The following is a 22185-nucleotide window of genomic DNA, read 5'->3' as shown; positions in this document are numbered from 1 at the left end:
ACTTTGGGAGGAGGAGGAGTTGGCCTGACATCGAAACTTCGCGGGAGGAGGATGCGTCGTTTCGATGACCAGAGATTAGCAAATTTGAGGAGAAGCGGAAGCGCTTATGTTGCAGTGCAGCTATGCATAAATGCAATGCAACATAAACTTCATAAAAAGCAAAACGCCCGCGTGTGGCGGGCGTTGCGACGTACGAGGAGCTAAAACGATTAGCGGGCCACGGAACCGCGGGCAACAGCTTCGATTTCCGAGCGGGAGATGCCCATGTCAGCCAGTTCACGGCTCGACATGCGAGCGAGTTCGTTGACGGTCTGACGGTACTTGCGCCAATTGTTGAAGGAGCGTGCTACGTTCATTTTCTTCGCCTTTCTGAGGTCTTTGTGACGTCAGCAACTTGATCAGTTCCGGCGTCGTTTCGATGAGCTCCATATAGTCCCGCACCCTTCGAACTTGCAGAGACAAGACTTCACGCCACCCATGCGCTCCGCGCATTGGTTACTCAATCGTTAATAACAAAACGCAGGACTGCTGTTTAATTGCCCCAGGTGCGAGCGAGCACATCAAGCCAGTTGCGATAAGCAACCCGCTCGATCGAAATCTGATCGAAACCGTTTTGCCGCATAAGCTCGATCAGACGCGGCAATCCAGCAGCATCTTTCAGTTCATTGGGAACAGTTGTTCCGTCGAAATCGGAACCGAGTGCTACACGCTCGATCCCTATCCGGTCTGCGATGTAGCGAATGTGATCCACGACGATCTGCAAAGGAGTATCGAGGTTCCGCACACCATCATCCCGGAGAAACAGCACTCCGTAATTGATGCCAACGAGGCCCTTGCTTTCGCCGATCGCGTCAAGCTGGCGGTCCGTCAGGTTCCGGCTGTGCGGGCTGAGCGCATGTGCATTGGAGTGTGTCGCCACAAGCGGAGCATCCGACAGTCTTGCAGTGTCCCAGAAGCCTTGCTCGTTCATGTGCGAAAGATCGATCAGGATCTTGAGATGATTGCAGATGCGAACGAGAGCGCGCCCGGCATCCGTCAGCCCCGGCCCGATATCGGGAGAATGGGGCACCCGAAAGGGAACCCCGTGAGCGAAGATGTTGGGTCTGCTCCAGACGGGCCCCAAGCTTCGCAAACCGGCCTGATGAAGCACGTGAAGCGCATCGAGGTCCTCACCTATGCCCTCGGCACCTTCGATATGAAGAACCGGCGCAAAAATCGACTGCTCAATACAGGCCTGCAATTCGATTGAATTGCGACAGACCTTGATCTGGCCCTGTGAACGCGCTTCCAGTTCGAAGAATTTGCGGGCCATTGCCAGGGTTTGGTTCAGGGCGGAGGCCTGTTCCGGTGCAACAAAATTTCCGTCGGCATCTGGCCTATGATGCGGGGAGGGAACGAAGATGGCAAAAAGCCCTCCTGCCAGACCGCCAGCTTTGGCGCGCGGCAGATCAATATGCCCCCTTCCCTCGCCTTCCAGAAACCCGGCAACGGGATCGTCTTGGCCCGGCTGCATCATGCGCAGCAGAACGTCGTTATGACCGTCTATGATCGGAACAAGTGGGCTATCGGGCATGGTGCATTCCAGTAAAACATATCGAGCTGTTCAACCCAGTCCTACGCCAGCCAGCCGCTCAGGGCAAATCGGCAGCTTTCACAAGTGGACCTTGGCGGGTGCGGTCGATGAACGCTCTACTAGATGACAGGCCAGTTCGACGCGCCGAGCAGGGTTGATCCTGCCCGCCATACTGTCGCTGATCAGGTCGAGAGCAGCCGAACCGATCTCTCGCATCGGCAGATGCATTGTCGTCAGCGGCGGATTGACGAAAGAAGCCTGAGGCAGATCGTCCATGCCGACAACCGACACATCGTCCGGCACCGTGAAGCCCGCTTTTTGAACACCCATGATGGCGCCGACCGCAAGGCTATCGCCTGCCGTCACGATCGCGGAAAAATCCAGCCCCCTGTCCCGTATGCGTTCTTCGATTGCCCTTGCCGCCAACTCCGGAAGCCAGTCATCGACTGAAATGATCAGATCCGGGTCAGCAATCAGATGATGCGCTTTCAGTGCATCCTGCCAGCCGTCGCAACGGTGCAGAATCGTCCGTCTTCCGGGGCGCATCAGAAAGAGGATTCGCTTGTGTCCTAGCTGAATCAGATGTTCTGTGGCCAGCCTTGCGGCGGAGCGATTGCAAGGTGTCACGCTGGAAAGACGCATTAGCGGATCATGTCCGTTCAACAGGACCACCGGTTTCGGAAAATCGCGGGTCGCCGCCAGCATGGCCTCGTCGTCCACCGTCAGAAACAGAAGACCCGCGGTTTCGGGGTCTTCCCGCGCTTCCTTCAGCATCTGGGTTTCGTCCGCCTTGTCTGCGATAGGACGCGTCACGATCTCCAGATTGAGCGCCTCGGCACGCTCACGCAGTCCCTCAAGCACGTAGAGCGTGAACTGGTTTCGCACATAATCGATCATGGCCGCGCTCGATGCCGCCAGCACGATCTTTCGACCTGCAAGGGCAACGGGAAGTGTGTAATTCACCTGTTTGGCAGCGGCTAGAACCTTCTCGCGTATCTCCGGTTTCACGCCTTTCTCGCCTGCCAGCGCGCGGGAAGCGGTACTGATCGAGACGCCGCTCGCCGCTGCGACGTCTTCGAGTTTTATCCGCCTGGATTTCGTAGCCCGTTTTCCGGGCAAGGGTCGACTGGTCATGAGTCATCTCGCGTTTGCAGCAAATTGCAAAAAATTTTCAGCTTGCGCAATGATTTTCGTGATGATTTCTTCTTGCTCATACATGACGCCTTGGGAGAGGCGGACGCAGGAGGACACCATGGCCCTGAATGGCGATACCATTCTTGCCAATCTCGATCGGCTTGTCGCCGGGATAACTGGCCTGAAAAACGACGGTCGTTTTCACGAGCCGAACCTTGATGGCACGGCAGGAGATTACATTTCATTCGACAGCTGGGAATGGCCGCAGGGCGTTGGGCTCTATGGCATCATTCGCCTTTGGCAGTTCACGGGTCGGGATGATCTGAAGGCCCTGATCGAGGGCTGGTATGAGCGGCGGCTGGCAGCCGGCCTGCCAAAGCTGAACGTCAACACGACGGCACCCATGCTTGGCCTTTCCGTGCTCTGGCGCGAAACGCAGGATGACCGCTGGAAAGAGACGCTGGACACCTGGGCAAGCCGCGTCATCACTGAGATGGGTCGAACCCAGGAAGGTGCATTCGAGCACCACGTCTCCGACAAGGTGAACGACGACGAGTTGTGGGACGACACGCTTTATATGGTCGCGCTGTTTCTGGCCTCCTACGGTCAGGCAAGTGGCCGCAAGGAACTGGTCGATGAAGCGGCGCGCCAGTTCCTCGTACACGCGCGCTATCTTTCAGATCCGGAAACCGGCCTGTGGTTCCATGGCTGGACGTTCAATGGACGCCACAATTTCGCCCGCGCACGCTGGGCGCGTGGCAATGCGTGGATTACGGCTGGTATTCTGGATCTCTTCGATCTGGCCGAACTTCCCACTTCGGTGCGGGACTTCCTTCTCGGCGTATTGACGGCCCAGGTGAACGCCCTGCTTCCCCTGCAAGCCGAGAGCGGCGCCTGGCGCACCCTGCTCGACGACCAGACATCTTACGAGGAAACCTCGGCAACTGCGGGGATTGGCTACGGCCTGCTGAAAGCCTATCGCCTGGGATATGGGGACGAGAGCTGGAAAACAGCAGGCCTCCGGGCAGTCGAGTTTGTCCTTCGCAACATCGACGCAAACGGAACCGTACTCAACGTGTCCTACGGCACCCGCATGGGCCATGACCTGCAATTCTATAAGGACATTCCGATACAGCCGACCGGGTACGGGCAAGCCCTCTCAATCCTTTGCCTGTCGGAAGCCCTCAACCATGTGAATGCTTCCGAGGTGGCGGCATGATCATGCGCGTTCTCTACGGTGCCGCTCCGGCAGACATCAAGACCTACGACACACAGAAGCTGCGCGATGCGTTTCTTGTCGAGGATCTGTTTCAGCTGGGTCAGACAACCTTTGTCTACACTCATGTCGACCGGCTGATCCTCGGCGGCGCAGTTCCGACAACATCTCCCCTCACCTTCGGGTCAGGCGAAGATATTGGAACACCCTATCTTCTCTCCGCACGAGAGATGGGCATTGCCAATCTCGGCGGTGCAGGCAGCGTAACCGTCGACGGCGAGACGTACAAACTCGACAACCGCGATGTGCTCTATGTGGGCCGAGGCGCACAGACCATTACCGTTCAATCGAACAGTGCCGATGAGCCCGCGCGCTTCTACATGAACTCCGTCCCGGCGGGTGCTGATTTCCCGCATCGCCTGATCAAGCGGGGCGAATCGAAGCTGCTCGAACTGGGCGATCAGAAGCGCTCCAACAAGCGAAACCTGCGTATGTATATTCACCCGCAGGTTGCTCCGTCCTGCCTGCTTTTGATGGGCATCACGGATCTGGCTGAAGGCAGCGTGTGGAATACCATGCCGCCGCACCTGCATGAACGGCGGATGGAAGCCTATTGCTACTTCGACATGGCAGCGGAAGATCGCGTCATCCACCTGATGGGAAGGCCGGACGAAACGCGCAACCTCATTGTAGCAAACGGCAACGCGGTGCTTTCTCCGGCATGGTCCATCCACATGGGCGCAGGCACAGGCCCCTATGGCTTTGTCTGGGGCATGACCGGCGAGAACCAGGAATACAACGATGTGGCCCCGGTGGCCGTGGCGGATCTGAAATGACGACAGAACAGAACTACATGCGCAAGACTTTGAACGCGGGTGAGCCGGTGCGGTACTGGCAGCTCGGCGCGACGATGGAAGACCGCTTTGATGTGGTCGATCAGCCGATGAAGGGCGAAATGGACCCCTTCTTCTTCCTGACCAAACATAAGAATTTCATTCCGCACGAATATCCGTGCCGCACCCTCTTTGCAGAAACCTATCGCGGCAAACGACCAGATGTGCGTGGGTCCTTCGAGGCAAAGCAGTGGTGGCTGCCGTTCGGCTCTCCGCGTGTCGATCTGTCCGGTTTCTGGTTCCGTCCTACCCGTCTGGCAACCTGGGCCCGCACCTATCTCGAGGTCAGCGAAGCAGGGACAGCTCGTATTCGTCTCGGCACCTGCGGCGGCGCGGTCCTTTTCCTGAACGGTCAGGAAATCGGATGGATGGCACCCTATGGCCGCAATCTGGAAACGAAGCAGGAGTTTGAACTCGACCTCAAGCCCGGGCTGAACGAGATTACGCTGTTTTTCGATGATCTTGCGGAACGCGACGCACGGTACTTCTATCAGTTCGACTATCTGGCCGGACCGTCCGCGAAGATCGCGATCCCGGTTCCGGTGGAAGGCTCTGTTGCCGAAAGTATCGAGAACGCATTGGAAGGCATGCATCTTGATCGCCCCGCCTATTTCAGTGGCGATATCACGCTGCTATTCGCCAAGCCGTTGCCCGTGGCCGTCGAGGTCAATGTCGCGGTCGAAGGCGATTTCATGTCGCGCGAACGCTTCGATCACGATTTCAAGCTGCCCGCTGGCGCAACGAGCCTCAATCTCGGCTCCGCAGAAAGCGCACCGGCAGATTTCCGCCATTTCCGCATCAGGCTGGATGCTGGCGGCTTTGTCGCGGCGCGCCCGCTTGGCGTGGAGATTTGCCATGCGGAGCGCCAGGGTCAGGCTCCGGCTTCGCTTCAGGACCGTGTCATCGAGACGTTAACCGAAGTCTCCGAGCACTCCGAGCGCGATACCGTGCGCGCCTTCGCACGGCTGGCAAGCGGTCGCGCCGGAAGCGATACCGATGCAATGATCGAGGAGATCCTGCCTTCCATCGAAGATTGCCATGATTGCGCCGATTTCTCGCTGGTCCCGCTCATTTGGTCGCGCACCGTCTGGGGCAAGGATATCAACCAAAAGACACGCGATCGTATCGACGGCGCAATCCTCAACTATCGCTATTGGATGGATGAGCCGGGCAACGACGTTCAGTGGTACTTCTCCGAAAACCACGCGCTGCTCTTCCACACCTCGTGCTATCTGGCAGGACATCTGTTGCCGGATGCGACCTTCGTGCGGTCTGGCCGCAAGGGTTCCGAACAGGCAAAAATCGGAGCCGAGCGGGTGCGCGCATGGCTCGACCATTTCGAACACTGGGAAATGGCCGAGTTCAACTCCGCACCTTATTTCCCGATCGATCTGAAGGGCCTGACGGCGCTGGCAGCACTTTCGCCGGACAAGGATATCGCGGACCGCGCCAAGGCTGGCATCATCCGTCTGTGCGAAATCGTCGCTCGCTCCGCCCATCATGGCATGCTGACGGCAGCACAGGGCCGCTCCTACGAACACACGCTCTGCGCCGGTCGCTCGCTGGAGCTTTCTGCGGTTGCGCGTCTTCTCTGGGGCAAGGGCTGGTATGGACGCCGCGTTCACGCTCTGCCTCAGCTCGCCGTCTGCCTTCGGGATCACGGCCTCGTGGTGCCGGAAGAACTGGCAGCCATCGCCAGCCACCGTCGCGCCAAGCATCAGGAATGGCGCTTTGCACAGGGTCAGGATAGTTTTGCCGCGCTCTACCACTACAAGGGCGAGCACTATGCGATGGGTTCCGCAGTCCACTACCGCTGGAAGGACTGGGGCTATCAGGAAACCGTTCTGCACCTGCGTATCGGCGAAAAGCCCGAGGCAGCGATCTGGATCAACCATCCCGGTGAAATCATCCAGCTCGGCTACGGGCGTCCATCCTACTGGGGTGGTTGCGGCTCGGTACCCAGGGTGCAGCAGTACCGCGGTCTGGCGGTGGTGGATTTCGACGTGCATGAGGAGCAACCTGACTTCTCCCATGCGTGGTTCCCGAAGGCCGAATTCGACGACGTCAAGATTGCTGGAAACAAAGCCATCGCCCGCAGCGGTCGAGGCATAGCACTTCTGATTGCGAGCGATACGCTGTCGCAGGTCCATGAAGGCCCGTCCGCAGGCGCTGAGCTCCGTATTCGAGGGCGCAAGACGCGCTGGATCGTCCGTCTCACCGAAGGTGACGGATTGACGGAGGCCGAGGCGCGCTATGGCGACTTGGCGATGGTTGAGAATGATGGAATATTCACCGTCAACGACCCTGATTACGGGCCTGTCCGGTTCTTGGCCGACGGCTCGGTCGAGGCGGAAGGCAGAACACTTCGACGCGAGGATTACACCGTAAAGGGCCAAGCGATCGACCTGTAAACAAGCCGGGCGGATGGAGGATCTGCCCAATCGGAGGAGGAAAGACAATGGCATTGAAGTCGCTTTTTGCAGCATCCGCTTTGGCGTTGCTGGCCACCACGGCCCATGCGGGCGATGTCCGCATCATGTGGTATTCGGATGGTATCGAGGGAGAAGTCTTCCAGGATCTCGTCAACAGGTTCATGAAGGAAAACCCCGGCATCAACGTCATCGTTGATAATGTCGCCTACAGCGTCATCAAGGAGCAGCTCCCGGTTCAGCTGGAAGCCGGTAACGGCCCGGATATCGCCCGCGTGACCGCGATCAAGGATCTGGCGAAGCACTGGCTGGATCTGCGCCCGCTGGTGGCGGATGCAAAATACTGGGACGAAAACTTCGGCGCCAATGCAGACTGGATGCGCCCGGACGGCTCCAACCAGATTTCCGGCTTTATGACGCAGCTGACACTGACCGGCGGCTTCGCCAACAAGACCCTTTTCGAGCAAGCGAATGTCCCGCTTCCGGGCCCGAAGGCCACCTGGGATGAGTGGGCAGCGGCGGCAAAGAAGGTCGCGCAGAGCCAGCAGATCCCTTATCCGATGGCGATGGACCGTTCGGGTCACCGCATCACCGGCCCGGCCATTTCCAACGGCGCCAACTACATCGGCAAGGACGGCAAGCCTGCTCCGCTCGACGCTGGCGCAAAGGGCTTCCTCGGGAAGTTCGTGGATTGGTCAAAGGACGGCACGATGTCGAAGGACGTCTGGGTCTCGGCCGCTGGACAATCCTATCGCGCTGCTGCGGATGACTTCATCAACGGTCAGGTTGCATTCTACTACGCAGGCTCGTGGCAGGTCCCGAATTTCGCAAAGAAGATCGGCACCAATTTCGATTGGGTTGCGACGGGAAGCCCCTGCGGTCCGGCGGCCTGCACAGGCCTTCCTGGTGGCGCAGCACTTGTAGCTGTGAAGTATACCAAGAACGCCAAGGAAGTCGCCAAGGTCATGGACTATCTGGCGCGCAAGGACATCGTGAAGGAATTCTCCGAGCGTACCCTGTTCCTGCCCGCGCATAAGGGCGTGATTGCCGAGGGTGTCAACTTCAAGACCGACAGTGCTCTGGTCAAGGAAGCCTTGAACACCTTCGTCAACGCGACCAAGACGACGTCCGACCTTGCCAACAAGATGCCCGGCTGGCGCTGGTCCGACACCATGTACGGCGCCGTGGTCACCCGCACAGCCCAGGCGGTTGCCGGTGAGATGTCGAAAGAAGATGCCTTTACCCGCATCGACAGCGATGTCGCGGAAAAGGTCAAGGCATCCGGTCTCTGATCCTTCATTCAGGTGAAATCACGGCCGCTGCCGCCACGAGAGGCGGCGGCCGTTTCTCGGTCGGGCATCGATAGCCGGGCAAAATCAGCGCAAGAGGAATGACGCCATGTCTTCGCCTTCCCATACGCCGCCGCGAACCGGGCAGCTCAAGCCGAAAACAGACTGGTCGTCCGTCGTGCTTGCGCCCGTCCACTTCATCATGGGATTGGCCGACCGACCGCTGCGCCTGCTGCAAAAGCGCGCCGGCATAGGTGGCATGGCCGCGTTCTTTCTCGCGCCGAACATGCTCATCTTCGGCGTCTTCGTTCTGCTGCCAATCATCATCAACCTGATCTACTCGATGACCGGCGGCTCCGCACTGTTCCTGTCAGAAAGAAGCTTTGTCGGAACAGATCAATACGCAAAGCTTTTCGACTGCAAAAGCTATCTGGATCCGATGTCCTGCCAGGAAGATGCGTTCTGGACGGCTGTCGGCAACACCTTCTGGTTCGTCGTTCTGCAAGTTTCGCTTCTGATCCTGTTCTCGCTCATCACAGCGCTGATCCTCAACCGGGAACTGATGGCCCGCTCCTTCTGGCGTGCGGTGTTCTTTTTTCCGGTCCTTTTGTCGCCGGTCGTCGTCGGCCTGATCTGGAAATGGATCCTGCAACGGCAAGGGCTTCTGAATTTCGCCCTCTATCCCATGGGTTTCGAACCCTACACCTGGCTATCGGACCGTACCTTCGCATTCGCTGCGGCAGTTGGTGTTTCGATCTGGGCGCATATGGGCTTCTACACGCTCATCCTTCTCGCAGGCCTCCAGGCAATTCCGAAAGATCTCTACGAAGCGGCGGAAATGGATGGCACCAAGCCAGCCCGCATCTTCTGGCGCATCACGTTGCCGCTCCTGATGCCGAACCTTCTGGTCGTCGTCGTGCTCGCACTCATTCGCGCCGTGCAGGTCTTCGACGAGGTCTTCGTCCTGACCGGTGGCGGCCCCGGCACCAGCACGCTGTTCCTGACGCAGTATATTTATGAAACCGGATTCGTCTCGCAACCCCGCAATGCAGGCCTTGCCGCGGCAGCATCCATCCTCATGGGGCTTGTTCTGGTCGTGCTGACACTCGTGCAACTCGGCATTGGCCGCAAGAATGAAAACAAGGGGAAACGCTGATGAGCGCCGCGATCCGCTTTCTTACGCGCCGCAAGGGTGGCAAGGGCTGGCACTGGACCGATATCGTGACCTGGGTCTGGTTGATCGGCGGCCTGTTCATCATGTTCGGGCCTGCCGTCTGGCTTGCCTTCTCCTCTTTCAAGACACCGCAAGGGCTTGCGGAATTTCCGCCTAGCATTCTCCCCTATGTCACCCAGCAGGTGAAGGTCGAAGGCTATGAAAAGCCGCTGATGCTTTACAATGCGAAGATGCCCGACGGCTCGACCCGGGTTCTGGCAGAGGTTCGCCGTATCGGCATTGTCAGCCAGATGGTCGACCCGAAGGCACCGGGCGAAATCATCAAGGTCAACATTGGTGATCGGCAGCCGGTGCGTGAAGTTTCCTTCGCCACGGAAAACTACACGCAGCCCTTCATGCAGTTCGATTTCTTCCGCTATCTGTGGAATTCTGTCTTCGTAACCGTGACGGCGACACTGATCACCCTCATCGTCAATTCCATGGCTGCTTTCGCGCTCTCGAAATACGAGTTCAAGGGCCGAAATCTGGCCATGCTGACAATCCTCGCCACGCTGATGGTACCGCTTTCGGTTATCCTCGTTCCGCTCTACTCGATCATCTCGACGGTTGGTCTGTTCAACAGCCTGTGGGGCGTCATTTTGCCCACCGTTGCAACGCCGACAGGCGTCTTCATCCTGCGACAGTATATGCTGACGATACCGGATGAACTGATTGATGCCGCCCGCATGGATAAGGCATCCGAGTGGCAGATCTACTGGCGCATCATCGTGCCGCTGACTGCCCCCGCGCTTGCAGTCCTCGCCATCTTCTCCGTCGTCTGGCGCTGGAACGACTTCCTCTGGCCGCTCATCGTGCTGTCCAGACGCGAGCTTTACACGCTGCAGGTTGGTCTCAGCATTTATGCGGGAGAGCTGAATGTGCAGTGGCATTACATTCTCGCCATGACGGTCGTCACCATGATCCCCGTCGTCGTTGTCTTCATCTTCCTCCAGCGCTTCATTACCACCGGCATCGCCGGCTCCGGACTGAAATAGGATTATCAACATGGGTAGCATCACTCTCACGAACATCCAGAAGTCCTATGGTGCGGTGAATGTCCTCCACGACATCAACCTTGCGATCAACGAAGGTGAGTTCATCGTATTCGTTGGTCCATCCGGCTGCGGAAAGTCGACGCTTCTGCGCGTCATAGCCGGTCTGGAGAAAGTCACAGGTGGGGAGCTCTCAATCAACGGCGAGCGCGTCAATGACGTATCGGCCGCAGATCGTGGTCTTGCTATGGTATTCCAGTCCTATGCGCTCTATCCGCACATGACAGTGCGCCAGAACCTCGCTTTCGGCCTGGAAAATGCAGGCATGCCCAAGGCCGAGATCACGCAACGTATCGGTGAAGCAGCCCGAATGCTGGAAATCGAGCAATATATGGACCGCCGTCCGGGCCAGCTCTCAGGCGGGCAGCGCCAGCGCGTTGCCATCGGACGGGCCATTGTGCGTCGTCCCACGGCCTTCCTGCTCGACGAGCCTCTCTCCAACCTCGATGCGGAACTGCGCGTTTCGACCCGTGCCGAGATCGCAGCGCTTCATGCCCGCCTCAAATCGACGATGATCTATGTTACCCATGATCAGGTTGAAGCCATGACACTCGCAAACCGGATCGTGGTCATGCGGGCTGGACGCATCGAGCAGGTTGGAACGCCGCTCGATCTCTATAATCAACCGGCGAACCGATTTGTCGCGGGCTTCATCGGTGCACCGCATATGAACTTCATTGAAGGCGCCCTGGAAAGCTCCAACGGCACCCAGATGCTGCGCACAGCGCAAGGTGATGTGCTCCATCTTCCTCAGAGCGTTGAAGGTGTTGCTCCCGGCGCACCGATTACCGTCGGTCTTCGCCCGCAACACATCTCGCTGTCGGATGATCAATCGGGATTTGCGGCTCAGGTACAACTGGTCGAGGCCCTGGGCTCAGAAACCGTCATTCACGCTTCCGCTTTCGGAACGAAACTGTTGGCCATCGTTCCGGGTCAAAGACGTATTTCTACGGGCGATACGATTTATCTTTCCTACGCCAATGCTCCCTTGCATCTTTTCGACCAGAGCGGCTTGCGGATCGCAACCGTTCAGACGGAAGACGGCCGCTCCTCGACCTTCGTCTGAGGAGCGAAAGCTTCGTTTGTCAGTCGACTGCTTCTCTGCATATTGTCTGCTTTAGCGATGCGAGGAGGAAACAGGATGACTGATCGATTCAACGCCATGGTCATTGATCTGGTAGACGGAAAGCCGGTAGCCGGATTTCGCGAGATCACAACGGCTGACCTGCCGGATCACGACGTTCTGGTCGAGATTGCCTGTTCGACCGTCAACTACAAAGACGGCCTCGCAATTACAGGCAAAGGACGCATCGCGCGTCGCACGCCGCTCATTGCAGGTCTCGATCTGGCGGGCACGGTCGTTGAGTCGCGCTCCCCTGCATGGAAAGCGGGCGACAAGGTTATTGTGAACGGCTGGGGACTGAGCGAAACGGAATCCGGTGGCTATACGCGATACCAACGCCTGAAACCCGAATGGCTGATGCCGCTTCCAGACGCCTTCAGCTTTGAAGAGGCGATGGCCATCGGCACGGCTGGATACACTGCGGCACTCTGCGTCAATGCGCTCGAAGATTGGGGTATGATCAGTCCCGGCCAAGGCGAGGTTCTGGTGACGGGGGCTGCGGGCGGTGTCGGTTCGGTAGCAATCAGTCTTCTCGCTGCCAAAGGATACAACGTAACGGCTTCGACCGGCAGGCCGGAAACGCATGACTATCTGCGATATCTTGGTGCGAGCCAGATCATTGATCGCGCAACGCTGAGTGAAAAAGGTGGCGCATTACAGAAGGAACGCTGGAGTGGCGCGGTCGATGCCGTCGGTTCTGTCACCCTGGCAAACATCCTCGCACAAACTGTCTACGGTGGAGCGGTCGCCGCCTGTGGTCTGGCTGGAGGTGCAGACCTTCCGGCAACCGTGATGCCGCATATTCTGCGCGCTGTTACCTTGATCGGTATCGATTCCGTGATGACGGCCATGCCAAAGCGTGCGCGAGCCTGGAAGACCTTGGCAGACCACCTTGATCGCACGCATCTGGTCAAAATGACAAGGATCGAACCTATGTCGGCACTGTCGCAATTGGCGCAGGAGATCGTGTCGGGACGCATCCAAGGCCGCGTTGTCGTGGACGTCACTCGATAGCTTCATGATTACGGACAAGTCGGTCAGGCGATCCTGGCCGTCTTCGTCTCGTCATATGAGCCTTCTTCCCCCTGCTGAAACAGCTCACGGATCTGTGCCCAGCGCCGCGCAAAAGCCGCTACGCAAGAGGGATCAAAATGCTTGCCGCTGTTGTTCATGATCTCCTGAAGCGCCTTCTGCAGGGGCCAGGCCTGCTTGTAGGGCCGTTCCGAACAAAGCGCATCAAAGACATCCGCAACGGCGACAATCCTTGCCTCGATCGGAATTTCGGTACCTTTAAGCCCGCGCGGATAGCCTGTGCCGTCCCATTTTTCATGGTGGCTCGCGGCAATGCGCTCTGCTGTCCTGATCAGATCGCTGGAACTATTCTTCAGAATCTCCTGACCGTATTCTGTGTGCTTCTTCATTTCGGTAAACTCGTCCGGAGTAAGACGGCCCGGCTTGAGGAGAATTGCATCCTTCACAGCCAGTTTGCCGACATCATGCAGAGGAGAAGCAAGGAAGATTTCTCTAGCCTGTCTTTCATCAAAGCCGAGCTCTTCGGCAATCATGCGCGCAATCACCGCCACGCGGTCCAGATGCTGTCCCGTTTCGCCGTCTCGACAGCCAATGGCGCGAGAAAGACGCCAGATGATCTCTTCCTCCCGACGCTCCACGCGCGCCATGGCCTCTTCGAACTTGCGTTGGAGTTCTTGCGCCTGAAGAGCCAGTTTGCGCTGCTCGGCCCGAATACTCAGGAGATTGGATACGCGGATCTTCAATTCGGATTGGTCGAACGGCTTGCTGAGGAACTCGGTCGCCCCCGCCTCCATCGCAGCCATCTTGAGGCCTGTTTCGGTATTCGATGTTACCATGATGACAGGAACCGACGCGGTTTCCGGCGTCGCTCGAACTTGCCGAATGACGTCGATACCACTCATGCCCGGCATTGAGTAATCCACCAGAATGAGATCTGGCTTTTCTTCTGCAAGACTACCCAGAGCTTTCACTGGCTCTAGAAATGCGATGACTTCGACATTATCCAAAGAAGCAATCGCTTGCTGCATTGCCGCGATCATGGAGCGGCTATCGTCAATCAAAAAGATGCGCATGTTCCGCCGTTTATCGTTCGAGGTCCCCCAATTCGCCGGGTTCGGCCTCGTCAATCCCGAGAGCTTGTTCGATTACTCCTGCGGGACAGTAGACAGACGGCTGCCTAATAAAGAATGAATAGAAGCATGCAACTTCCTGACGGATATTGCCTGCTTCGAAGATGAGATTTCAGCCGTTACAAAGCTGTTATTACCGAGCATTTACCCAGCCAAATTTGGCAAGCATGAAACTTGGATGTTCCCGGATGAGGATGGCGCATGTTTGGAGCACCATCCAGAGTCGTTCATCACTTTTCTTGTCGGGACCCGCGAACTTCTTCCACTTTCGGCTCGCTCGCATTTTCGCGCTGGTGAGCATCGTTTCCGGCAGAAATCACGCCGTGATCCTCTTCCTTGGCGTTGCGTTCTTTCGCCGCTTCGCGGGCGGCGGGTGAAGAAGACTTGTCCATGTCTGGCCTCCATTGTTGCTGGTCAATCAACGGACGAGGCTGCTTAATTGTTCCGGACGAGCAAAATGCCCTGCCTTTAAGGATTTCTTAACACTGATGGCGAATTTGAATTAGACGACACTGATTCAACAAAATCAGTCACCTTGTGCAGATTTTGATTTTTTACGATATAATTTCAATGAGTTATCCAGATACACGAACTCTGCTTTTGTCAGCAAAATGCCTGTTCCGGTCCTCGCAACCATTAGCATTTTGCTAACATCTCAACCCTAGACCTCGAGATGTCTCGAAACGGGACCCTTGGCAATGAGCGCCCGGGCGGTGACAAATGGGGTTGATGGCGTCATGAAGTACGTCTCTCTGCTTGCAATCATTGCAGGCACAAGCAGTCTATTCCTACTCTGGCTCCCTATGAGCCTTCAGGCTCAACTCGTGTTGAGCCTCACGATCCTCGGTCTCATGCTTTTGTCCATGCAGCGGCCGGAGAACAAGACCCTTCGTCTGATGACCTTCGTGTATGCAGGTGTTATCGCGTTGCGTTATGCCTATTGGCGTACGACGGATACACTGCCCGATTCATCGGATCTGCTGAATTTCATTCCAGGCCTTTTGCTTTACATTGCCGAAATGTACTGCCTAGTCATGCTGGCCATCAACTTCTTCATCGTAGCCGATCCGCTGAAGCGAGCCGCACCGGGTACGCAGGCTGCGGCCGACCTGCCAACGGTCGATGTCTTCGTGCCCTCCTATAACGAAGCACCGGACTTGCTTGCGCTGACGCTGGCAGCAGCAAAAAACATGAACTATCCCGCGAATAAATTGACGGTCTATCTGCTGGATGACGGCGGCACCGATGCAAAATGCGGACACAGGGATCCGGTTGTCGCTCATTCGGCACAGCGTCGGCGGGAGGAACTACAGTCGCTGTGTGCCGCCCTGGGAGTTCGCTACCATGCCCGCGCGGAAAACACGCATGCCAAAGCTGGCAATCTCAATGCCGGACTGAAAATTTCGAGCGGCGACCTTGTGGTTGTCTTCGATGCCGACCACGCGCCGGTTCGCGAATTCCTCAGCGAGACCGTGGGTTATTTCGCAGCCGATGACCGCCTGTTCCTTGTCCAGACGCCGCATTTTTTCCTCAACCCCGACCCGCTGGAAAAGAACCTCGACACGTTCCGACAGATGCCGTCGGAAAACGAGATGTTCTACTCCATCGTCCAGCGCGGCCTCGACAAATGGAATGCCTCCTTCTTTTGTGGCTCCGCAGCCGTTCTTCGTCGCGCAGCTCTTGAGGAAACCAACGGCTTTCAGGGCCAATCCATCACGGAAGACTGCGAAAGTGCGCTCGCGCTTCACTGCCGCGGATGGCACAGTGTCTACGTCGACAAGCCCCTGATTGCGGGCCTGCAGCCGGAAACTCTTGTTTCCTTCATCGGGCAGCGCGTGCGCTGGGGTCAAGGCATGCTGCAGATCCTGATCCTGAACCGCCCTTTCCTCCAGCGCGGTCTCACCTTTGCACAGCGCGTGTGCTACGCTGGTACCAACTTGTTCTGGCTGTTCCCGCTGACGCGGCTGACCTTCATGGTCGCACCGCTTCTCTACATCTTCTTCTCGCTTCAGATCTTCCAGGCGAATATCGTTGAATTCGTCTGCTACACACTCACCTATCTGATCTCCTCCTTTGCAATGCAGAATTACCTGTTCGGCAAAGTCCGCTGGCCTTGGGTGTCGGAACTTTACGAATATGTTCAGGCAGTGATGCTGCTTGGCGCCATCTTCAGCGTCGTTCGCAATCCCCGCAAACCGACTTTTAACGTGACGGCCAAAGGTCAGACGCTTGAAACAAGCAAGCTTTCACCGATCGCTTTGCCCTACTTTGCCATCTTCCTGCTACTGGCTGCCGCATCAGGCTACGCAATCTGGCGCTACCTGAGCGAGCCTATGCCGTCGGAACTCCTGCTGATCGTCATCGGCTGGAATCTTATCAACATGGGTCTGGCAGGCGCAGCCCTCGGTGTCGTCGCGGAGCGGCGCGAGCGGCGGCGTAATCAGCGTCTTAGTGTCCGCCGGCATGCGCTTCTTCACATGGGCAGCGTTGTGCACACCGTCATCCTGACCAATGTTTCCAGCGGCGGCGTTGCGGTAGAGTTCATCGATAATCCTGCGAAGGCAGTTGGCGAAGGCGAGGTTTGCAGCCTTGAGCTTCGCCGCAACGGAAAGGCGTTGCGCAAGGATATCGTCTGCCGGGTCGCACGAAGCGGCCTGGATGGAAGCTTCGGCTTTGCCTTCGTCCAGCGCGATCCGGATACGTTCAGTCTGATTGCCGAAATCATGTATTCCGAACAGTCGTTCCTGCAGGACCGGATCAATCTGCGTCAGAAGCCAATCGGCTTTTTTATCGGAACACTCCGCTTTTCTCTCTGGTCTGTGCGGGAGTGCATGCGCGCCCTCATCTATGCTCTCGGCCTCGTGAAAGAGACGCAGCAGACCTCTCATCCAGATGCTGAATTGCTTCTTGCTCCAGCGAACAACCGCTCCCGGAGCGGACCGCACGCGGGCTTCGACGCAGTTTCAGTAAAGGAGGCGAGCTATGCGTAAGCTTTCCAGCTTCATTGCAATCGCGTTTTTCAGCATCGCCTCCGGAAGCGAGGCGGCCCCCTCCTTGCTGCCCTCGCCTACGAAACCGGATCTCATCAACAACAATTCAGGCACGCCAGGAGTGCAGTCCAATCCCACAGGGCTGATACCATTTCTGGAATCCTCGTTTGAAAGTCGGCTTCAGGGTGAACGGGATGTCAGATATCTGTCGTTCTTCCTGACGTCGGAGCAAGCGCAGGCAGGTGGCAGCCTTCGACTGACCTATACCAACGCCGTCTCGGTTCGGCCGGAGGACGCGACCCTGCGCGTTTCCTTCAATGGTCATGCCGGTCAACAATTTCCGATCCGCTCCCCGCAAGGCCCGGGGATCATGGATGTGAAGGCGGAGACAACTGCTCTGAAACCCGGTTGGAACACCGTCACCCTTGCCGCGCAGCAGCATCATCGGGTCGATTGTTCCATTGATGCGACCTACGAGCTATGGACGCAGATCGACGTTTCGAACAGCGGCTTCCAGACTGCCGCGAGCCGCGCTCAGGATCCGGCTGCGGCGCTGATATCCGTCGGCCGCAATGCCGACCGCCGGACCCAAGTGAGGGTGCTGACGGCTGGCGATACCAAGGCCGGCGCCCGGCATTCGCTTGATGCCATCCAGACAATCGCTCTCCTGCTCGGGCGCAAGGACCTCTCGGTCGAATTCACAACCGCGACGAAAGATGAGCCTGGCATTGATCTCATAGTCGGCGATGTCAATTCGAGCTGGCAAAGCGAGGAAGGCAAGCGTCTACTGGCTACGGCACCGGCTGGCGTGTCTATCCGGCCGTCCGGAGCCGGTCGTGTGCAGATGATCATCCGCGGGGCCGGCGAGCAGGCCATCAACGCCGCACTGCTCCAAGCCTTAAATGGCCCCTTGAAACTGGTTCTGAACAGTCGCCGCCTGCCTGCAGAAATGGGTGTGCTGAATGCCGATCAGCCAGGCACGTATCGACTGTCTGACCTCGCTTATCGCGCAGAACCATTTGCCGGGCGCCTTTTCCGCACCAGTTTCCAGACCGTCATGCCCGCCGACTTTTACCCCGGCGATTATGGCGCGATGACCCTGAAGCTCAATGCGGCAACCGCACCGAAATTGGCGCCCGGCGCGCAGCTTGTCGTCCGCGTCAACGAGAAGGCGGTAACGAGCCATGGCCTGATCGATCCGAACGGCACGATCCTGAAGGACAAGACCCTCGATATTCCGCTTAGGGCCTTTCGTCCGGGCATCAACACGGTAGATATTCTGGCAGAACTTCCCAAGGAAGAAGACAAAGTCTGCGACCCTGCCGCCCGTGACGAAAGCAAGCCGAGATTCCTGCTTCTGGAAGAAACCAGCATTTCGGTGCCAGCCTTGGCGCGTGCAGGCCGCGTGCCGGATCTGGCGGCTTTTGCGGGACGCGCCTATCCCTTCAGTCGCACTGAAACGCTCGATCTCGTGGTTTCGGCACCGTCCAGTGTTCAGCTGGGTGCCGCAGCAACGCTGCTATCACGATTGGCGGTCAGTGCCGGCCAGCCCTTGGCAGCGAACCTCGTCTCGGATCAGGAAGCCCGCAGCGCAATTCCAGACCGCAATCGATTGATCATCGCTACGGCTCAAGGACAGAGCCTGGTCAAATCCGCGCGGCTGGCGGCACCTTCACTGGATGGTCTGACAACCGCATCGGTCTTCGGTCATGGAAGCACAGTCGCTGAACCCTCCGATCCACGCGCTCTGCTGGATGCGTTTCAGGCCCGCACATCTCAGGATCGGAATGAACCGGGTATCTCCGAAAATCTGATTATCGGCTTTCAACGCACAATCAATGTCGTCGGCCGGTGGCTTCAATATCGCGAAGCGGAGAGTGATCCGGCACCCATCAGGAACTCCGAAGTGCTCGCAACGCTTTCGCAGGTCCAGAGTGAAACAGGAAACTCTGTCGTAACGACCGTCAGCGCTGCAACCGATGCAGAGTTATCCAAGGCTATCGATTACCTGACCGATCCTGCGGCATGGTCGAAATTGAACGGAGGGTCTGCCACGGTTCTGCGGTCTACGGGCGAGGTCATCTCTACATCTGCAGCCGCCTACAGTTTCTATCCGCTCGCGGATAAGAGCTTTGCAAATCTGCGCCGACTGGCGGCCGCCTGGCTATCAGACCACATTGCCCTCTATGCCTTCGCCGTCGTCATTCTCGTCAGCCTGATCGGTCTATGGCTTGGCTATATCGTTCCACGCAAGGGTGTGAGGACCGTCGAATGAACAACAGGCTCACTCTGCTCAGGTCCGCAACTTGCACAGTTCTCATTCTGACCGGCAGCTTCCACGCAAGCAGCGCCTCGAGCCTTCTGCCTGCCGAACAGGTGCAGCCCATGCCGAACGCGATCGCCGGAAAGCCGCAATTGCCGAAGCCGAAGGCTTCGCCGGACCCGGTCGAGCTGGCGGCACTCTATTACTATGCGCAGCAGGGCCAGAAAGAGCGCGTGGATCGCGAGATCCGTCGCATCAGTATCAAATATCCGGATTTCGCGGTGCCGGGTGATCTCTTCCAGCCTGTGGAGGAGAGAAAGGTCGATGAAACCGTTCTTTGGCGGCTTTATGAAAAAGACGATTACGTTGGCATTGATAACGAAATTAGCCGCCTCGCCAGCGAGAATACAGGCTGGGAGCCATCCTCCGATTTCCAGCAGAAGCTCAACCGGCGCAAACAACGCTTCGAGATGGTACGGGCAACGAAGGCCGAAGACTGGGCTGCCGTGATCGCAGCCGGTCACGACCTTGATCCAAAAAGCGAGCCGGAAGCCGACCTGCTCTGGATGCTGGTGGATGCCTATAGCCAAAACGGCATGCTGGATCAGGCAAGCCTCATTTATCAGGGCATCCTTTTTCGCGAAGGAGAACAGCGTCTGAGCGATGATGTGCTGATCACCACGTTGCAAAAGGCGGCTCGTGACTTTCCGGCGGCAGAACTGCGTCAGGTCATTCGTCAGCTGTCCGGCTCGCCCACGGTAGCAGCACGAAGCAAGATCCTGGATCTCGATCTCATGCGCCGCGAGCTGGCCGATTATGTGGCCGGTATCGAAGGTGCGACTGAGCCACTGCCTGCAATGCTGGTTGCCCTGCGGCGTTCCGCAGATGAGAAGACGGGCAGCAAGGACCAGCTCCTTCTTGGCTGGTACTATCTCAAGGTCGCGCAGCGCAAGGAAGCCGAAACCTGGTTCCGACGTGCGCTTCTATCCGCCCCCTCTTCCGAAGCCTTGAAAGGCCTGAGCCTTACACTTTTGCAAGACGAAAAAAGAGCGGAAGCCTTCCAGGTGGTCAGCGACAATCTCGCGCTCGCATCGCAGGATTGGGAAAGCTTCCTGGCCGCGCTTGCTGTGGCTTTCATGGAAAAAAGCGAAAAGAAACCCGATTCCAAGGCTGTCGACGCCTTCGCGAATGCAATCCAGGCCGCCCAATCGCCGGAGCATGCGGAGCTTCTCGGCTGGTATGCCTATAACGGGCTGCAGTTCGAATCCGCTCAGGCCTGGTTCCGCAAGTCTTTCGAGTGGAAACCGTCAGCAGCCGCCTTGAAGGGTCAGTTGCTTGCCAGCCTTCGACGAAAGGACAAAGCGACCTATGGTGACCTCGAGGCGCGGTTTGGTGGCGACTATCGTGAGGTCTTCGCGGATCTGAAGACCGCACGGGCACCCACAGGCCAGAAAGGGCAGACCGTTGCCACTCCATCCGAACAGGGACAGCCGCAATATCTCGCAAGCTTCAAGGCCCGTCGATATGGAGACTGCCTCGCCGATCTTTCGAAGAAGGCGGCTTCCGGGCGGCTCGATGCGAATGCCGAACTGATCCGTGGCTGGTGCAGCCTCTCACTCAACCGGATTTCCGAGGCTCGCTCTGCCTTCGAAACAGCGGTGCGCGGCGGTGGCGGTAAAGGCGATGATGCGCTGTATGGTCTCGGCCTGACCTTGTTGCGGGCAAGACTGACTGCCGATGCCGAGACACTGTTGCTGCGGGGTGGTTTCTCCCCGGCACGCGAGCGCGAATTGCGGTCCGAACTGCTGTGGCAAAAGGCGCGCATAGCCTTCGATCAGAAGCGCTACGCCGAGGTGATCGCAAATCTCGATATGCGTCTGCAGCTTGCTCCTGAAGCGGTTGGCATGACGCAGATGCGCGCATGGTCTCACTACCATCTGGGCCACCTCAGCCAGTCGAAGGCAATCTTTACCGCCCTCAATCAGGTGGTTCGCGACGCAGGTAATACCCGCGGCATAACGGCCATCGAAGAACGCATGGGACTATGGCGATGAAGTCTTCTCCTTTCGTCCTCGTCGCGCTCGGATTGCTGAGCGCATGCAGCACCACGTCCGATGCCTGGCTCGATCATCAGGCAACATCCAGCACGGTCGGCGCAGCACCTGCCCTCAACCGCGAGGTTCCGCTTCACATGGCTTGGGCGCAGCTGCCCACACTGGGACAGAGCCCGAGCAGCATTCGCCTCCTCTCGGCGGAAGAGAGCGAGATTCAGCAGATCGTCTATCTAGGCAAAACCAATTTGGCGGGCGAAAACATGCTGACCATAGAACGCAGCGCAAACGCCAATCTGCGTCTTTCACGCGCACCATCCGCCGCAGCGCTTCAGGCAGAGATAGCTCAAGCGCTTCCGGATATCCGCATGACCGTTGATCCGATTATTCGCACCAATGCTTTTGGGCCGTATGGCACAGCCTCAGGCACATCGCAGCAGGGTGAGCACTGTGTCTATACCTGGCAGCAGATCAACCACTGGCCAGGTTTGGCGAAGGACACAAGCGCCAAGGTCCGTCTTCGTTATTGCGATCGGAACATGGATATGGCGCAACTTGCCAATCTACTCAGCGGATTTTCGATTGGTCTCGCGTCGACGGGGCAGATGGATGGGTTGCCAGTCGCATCCGGTCAATCGAATTCCATTCTGCATGAACGACCGGGGTCGCCGGTCAATCCGGTTCGACGGACCCATGCTGCCTCAGGCGTCCACACAAGCGAACGGGCAACCAAGGCGACGCCATCACCAGCGGCGGCAGTGGTGCCACTGCCCGCATCCTGAATTGGAAGGCCAGCC

Annotated in this window: 17 protein-coding genes; 12 read left to right on the top strand and 5 right to left on the bottom strand. The window is 57.8% G+C overall.

All coding sequences use genetic code 11. The features are described 5' to 3' along the window. Window positions 1–209: 209 nt before the first annotated feature. The 3 genes from G6N80_RS06175 to G6N80_RS06165 form a co-directional block, all read right to left on the bottom strand. Window positions 210–356, bottom strand: coding sequence for a DUF1127 domain-containing protein (locus tag G6N80_RS06175; protein ID WP_082547374.1), 147 nt, complete (start codon window positions 354–356; stop codon window positions 210–212). A gap of 176 nt (window positions 357–532) precedes the next feature. Beyond that, window positions 533–1573, bottom strand: a complete 1041-nt coding sequence (locus G6N80_RS06170; protein WP_165132185.1) for a dipeptidase — start codon at window positions 1571–1573, stop codon at window positions 533–535. A gap of 78 nt (window positions 1574–1651) precedes the next feature. Next, on the bottom strand, window positions 1652–2707 hold the full coding sequence (locus G6N80_RS06165) for a LacI family DNA-binding transcriptional regulator (protein WP_165132182.1): 1056 nt from the start codon (window positions 2705–2707) through the stop codon (window positions 1652–1654). Between the two features lie 118 nt (window positions 2708–2825). Here G6N80_RS06165 and bglB point away from each other — a divergent pair, with 118 nt between their 5' ends. The 8 genes from bglB to G6N80_RS06125 all read left to right on the top strand — a co-directional run bounded on the left by bglB (window position 2826) and on the right by G6N80_RS06125 (window position 12936). Further along, entirely contained in the window at window positions 2826–3926 is a 1101-nt protein-coding gene (gene bglB / locus G6N80_RS06160; protein WP_165132179.1) for a beta-galactosidase BglB, read from the top strand. After that, entirely contained in the window at window positions 3923–4759 is an 837-nt protein-coding gene (gene kduI / locus G6N80_RS06155) for a 5-dehydro-4-deoxy-D-glucuronate isomerase (RefSeq protein ID WP_165132176.1), read from the top strand. Before bglB ends, kduI begins: the two co-directional genes overlap by 4 nt. Then, window positions 4756–7227, top strand: coding sequence for a hypothetical protein (locus tag G6N80_RS06150; RefSeq protein ID WP_165132173.1), 2472 nt, complete (start codon window positions 4756–4758; stop codon window positions 7225–7227). The genes kduI and G6N80_RS06150 overlap by 4 nt, the downstream gene beginning before the upstream one ends. A 47-nt stretch (window positions 7228–7274) precedes the next feature. Continuing rightward, entirely contained in the window at window positions 7275–8537 is a 1263-nt protein-coding gene (locus tag G6N80_RS06145; RefSeq protein ID WP_062556965.1) for an ABC transporter substrate-binding protein, read from the top strand. 199 nt (window positions 8538–8736) lie between these two features. After that, entirely contained in the window at window positions 8737–9690 is a 954-nt protein-coding gene (locus tag G6N80_RS06140; protein ID WP_246251406.1) for a carbohydrate ABC transporter permease, read from the top strand. After that, window positions 9690–10742: a carbohydrate ABC transporter permease gene (locus tag G6N80_RS06135; RefSeq protein WP_062556966.1), complete on the top strand. Its 1053-nt coding sequence runs from the start codon at window positions 9690–9692 to the stop codon at window positions 10740–10742. The genes G6N80_RS06140 and G6N80_RS06135 overlap by 1 nt, the downstream gene beginning before the upstream one ends. Window positions 10743–10752: 10 nt before the next feature. Beyond that, window positions 10753–11865: an ABC transporter ATP-binding protein gene (locus G6N80_RS06130; protein WP_165132152.1), complete on the top strand. Its 1113-nt coding sequence runs from the start codon at window positions 10753–10755 to the stop codon at window positions 11863–11865. A 75-nt stretch (window positions 11866–11940) separates the two neighbouring features. Continuing rightward, window positions 11941–12936 (top strand): MDR family oxidoreductase, encoded by a 996-nt coding sequence (locus G6N80_RS06125; protein ID WP_165132149.1) that lies wholly within the window; start codon window positions 11941–11943, stop codon window positions 12934–12936. A gap of 23 nt (window positions 12937–12959) precedes the next feature. On the opposite strand, the gene G6N80_RS06120 is transcribed toward G6N80_RS06125, so the two are convergent. Together G6N80_RS06120 and G6N80_RS06115 are read right to left on the bottom strand one after the other, a co-directional pair. Beyond that, window positions 12960–14027 carry an HD-GYP domain-containing protein gene (locus G6N80_RS06120; RefSeq protein ID WP_165132146.1) on the bottom strand — a complete coding sequence of 356 codons (1068 nt, stop codon included), beginning with the start codon at window positions 14025–14027 and terminating at the stop codon, window positions 12960–12962. Between the two features lie 287 nt (window positions 14028–14314). Next, window positions 14315–14476, bottom strand: a complete 162-nt coding sequence (locus G6N80_RS06115; RefSeq protein ID WP_156379355.1) for a hypothetical protein — start codon at window positions 14474–14476, stop codon at window positions 14315–14317. A 345-nt stretch (window positions 14477–14821) separates the two neighbouring features. On the opposite strand from G6N80_RS06115, the gene bcsA reads away from it, so the two are divergent. From bcsA to bcsN, 4 genes are read left to right on the top strand one after another with little or no spacing between them, the layout of a single operon-like run. Beyond that, window positions 14822–17074, top strand: a complete 2253-nt coding sequence (gene bcsA, locus G6N80_RS06110) for a UDP-forming cellulose synthase catalytic subunit (protein WP_165132143.1) — start codon at window positions 14822–14824, stop codon at window positions 17072–17074. Next, on the top strand, window positions 17067–19349 hold the full coding sequence (locus tag G6N80_RS06105) for a cellulose biosynthesis cyclic di-GMP-binding regulatory protein BcsB (RefSeq protein WP_165132140.1): 2283 nt from the start codon (window positions 17067–17069) through the stop codon (window positions 19347–19349). Before bcsA ends, G6N80_RS06105 begins: the two co-directional genes overlap by 8 nt. Continuing rightward, complete coding sequence (locus tag G6N80_RS06100) at window positions 19346–21391, top strand: tetratricopeptide repeat protein (protein ID WP_165132137.1); 2046 nt, start codon at window positions 19346–19348, stop codon at window positions 21389–21391. The genes G6N80_RS06105 and G6N80_RS06100 overlap by 4 nt, the downstream gene beginning before the upstream one ends. Further along, window positions 21388–22170 carry a cellulose biosynthesis protein BcsN gene (gene bcsN / locus G6N80_RS06095; RefSeq protein ID WP_165132134.1) on the top strand — a complete coding sequence of 261 codons (783 nt, stop codon included), beginning with the start codon at window positions 21388–21390 and terminating at the stop codon, window positions 22168–22170. The genes G6N80_RS06100 and bcsN overlap by 4 nt, the downstream gene beginning before the upstream one ends. Window positions 22171–22185 lie beyond the last annotated feature (15 nt).

Origin of the sequence: Rhizobium rhizoryzae (genome assembly GCF_011046895.1) — a bacterium.
GTDB lineage: Bacteria > Pseudomonadota > Alphaproteobacteria > Rhizobiales > Rhizobiaceae > Neorhizobium > Neorhizobium rhizoryzae.
The sequence above is the reverse complement of the archived record's forward strand: the minus strand, read 5'-3'. Positions and strand labels throughout refer to the sequence as shown.

What these genes read in the sequence shown, in the direction of transcription:
- G6N80_RS06175 (WP_082547374.1), bottom strand. Translation starts at nt 356, where the DNA reads ATGAACGTAGCACGCTCCTTCAACAATTGGCGCAAGTACCGTCAGACC.
- G6N80_RS06170 (WP_165132185.1), bottom strand. Translation starts at nt 1,573, where the DNA reads ATGCCCGATAGCCCACTTGTTCCGATCATAGACGGTCATAACGACGTT.
- G6N80_RS06165 (WP_165132182.1), bottom strand. Translation starts at nt 2,707, where the DNA reads ATGACCAGTCGACCCTTGCCCGGAAAACGGGCTACGAAATCCAGGCGG.
- bglB (WP_165132179.1), top strand. Translation starts at nt 2,826, where the DNA reads ATGGCCCTGAATGGCGATACCATTCTTGCCAATCTCGATCGGCTTGTC.
- kduI (WP_165132176.1), top strand. Translation starts at nt 3,923, where the DNA reads ATGATCATGCGCGTTCTCTACGGTGCCGCTCCGGCAGACATCAAGACC.
- G6N80_RS06150 (WP_165132173.1), top strand. Translation starts at nt 4,756, where the DNA reads ATGACGACAGAACAGAACTACATGCGCAAGACTTTGAACGCGGGTGAG.
- G6N80_RS06145 (WP_062556965.1), top strand. Translation starts at nt 7,275, where the DNA reads ATGGCATTGAAGTCGCTTTTTGCAGCATCCGCTTTGGCGTTGCTGGCC.
- G6N80_RS06140 (WP_246251406.1), top strand. Translation starts at nt 8,737, where the DNA reads ATGGGATTGGCCGACCGACCGCTGCGCCTGCTGCAAAAGCGCGCCGGC.
- G6N80_RS06135 (WP_062556966.1), top strand. Translation starts at nt 9,690, where the DNA reads ATGAGCGCCGCGATCCGCTTTCTTACGCGCCGCAAGGGTGGCAAGGGC.
- G6N80_RS06130 (WP_165132152.1), top strand. Translation starts at nt 10,753, where the DNA reads ATGGGTAGCATCACTCTCACGAACATCCAGAAGTCCTATGGTGCGGTG.
- G6N80_RS06125 (WP_165132149.1), top strand. Translation starts at nt 11,941, where the DNA reads ATGACTGATCGATTCAACGCCATGGTCATTGATCTGGTAGACGGAAAG.
- G6N80_RS06120 (WP_165132146.1), bottom strand. Translation starts at nt 14,027, where the DNA reads ATGCGCATCTTTTTGATTGACGATAGCCGCTCCATGATCGCGGCAATG.
- G6N80_RS06115 (WP_156379355.1), bottom strand. Translation starts at nt 14,476, where the DNA reads ATGGACAAGTCTTCTTCACCCGCCGCCCGCGAAGCGGCGAAAGAACGC.
- bcsA (WP_165132143.1), top strand. Translation starts at nt 14,822, where the DNA reads ATGAAGTACGTCTCTCTGCTTGCAATCATTGCAGGCACAAGCAGTCTA.
- G6N80_RS06105 (WP_165132140.1), top strand. Translation starts at nt 17,067, where the DNA reads ATGCGTAAGCTTTCCAGCTTCATTGCAATCGCGTTTTTCAGCATCGCC.
- G6N80_RS06100 (WP_165132137.1), top strand. Translation starts at nt 19,346, where the DNA reads ATGAACAACAGGCTCACTCTGCTCAGGTCCGCAACTTGCACAGTTCTC.
- bcsN (WP_165132134.1), top strand. Translation starts at nt 21,388, where the DNA reads ATGAAGTCTTCTCCTTTCGTCCTCGTCGCGCTCGGATTGCTGAGCGCA.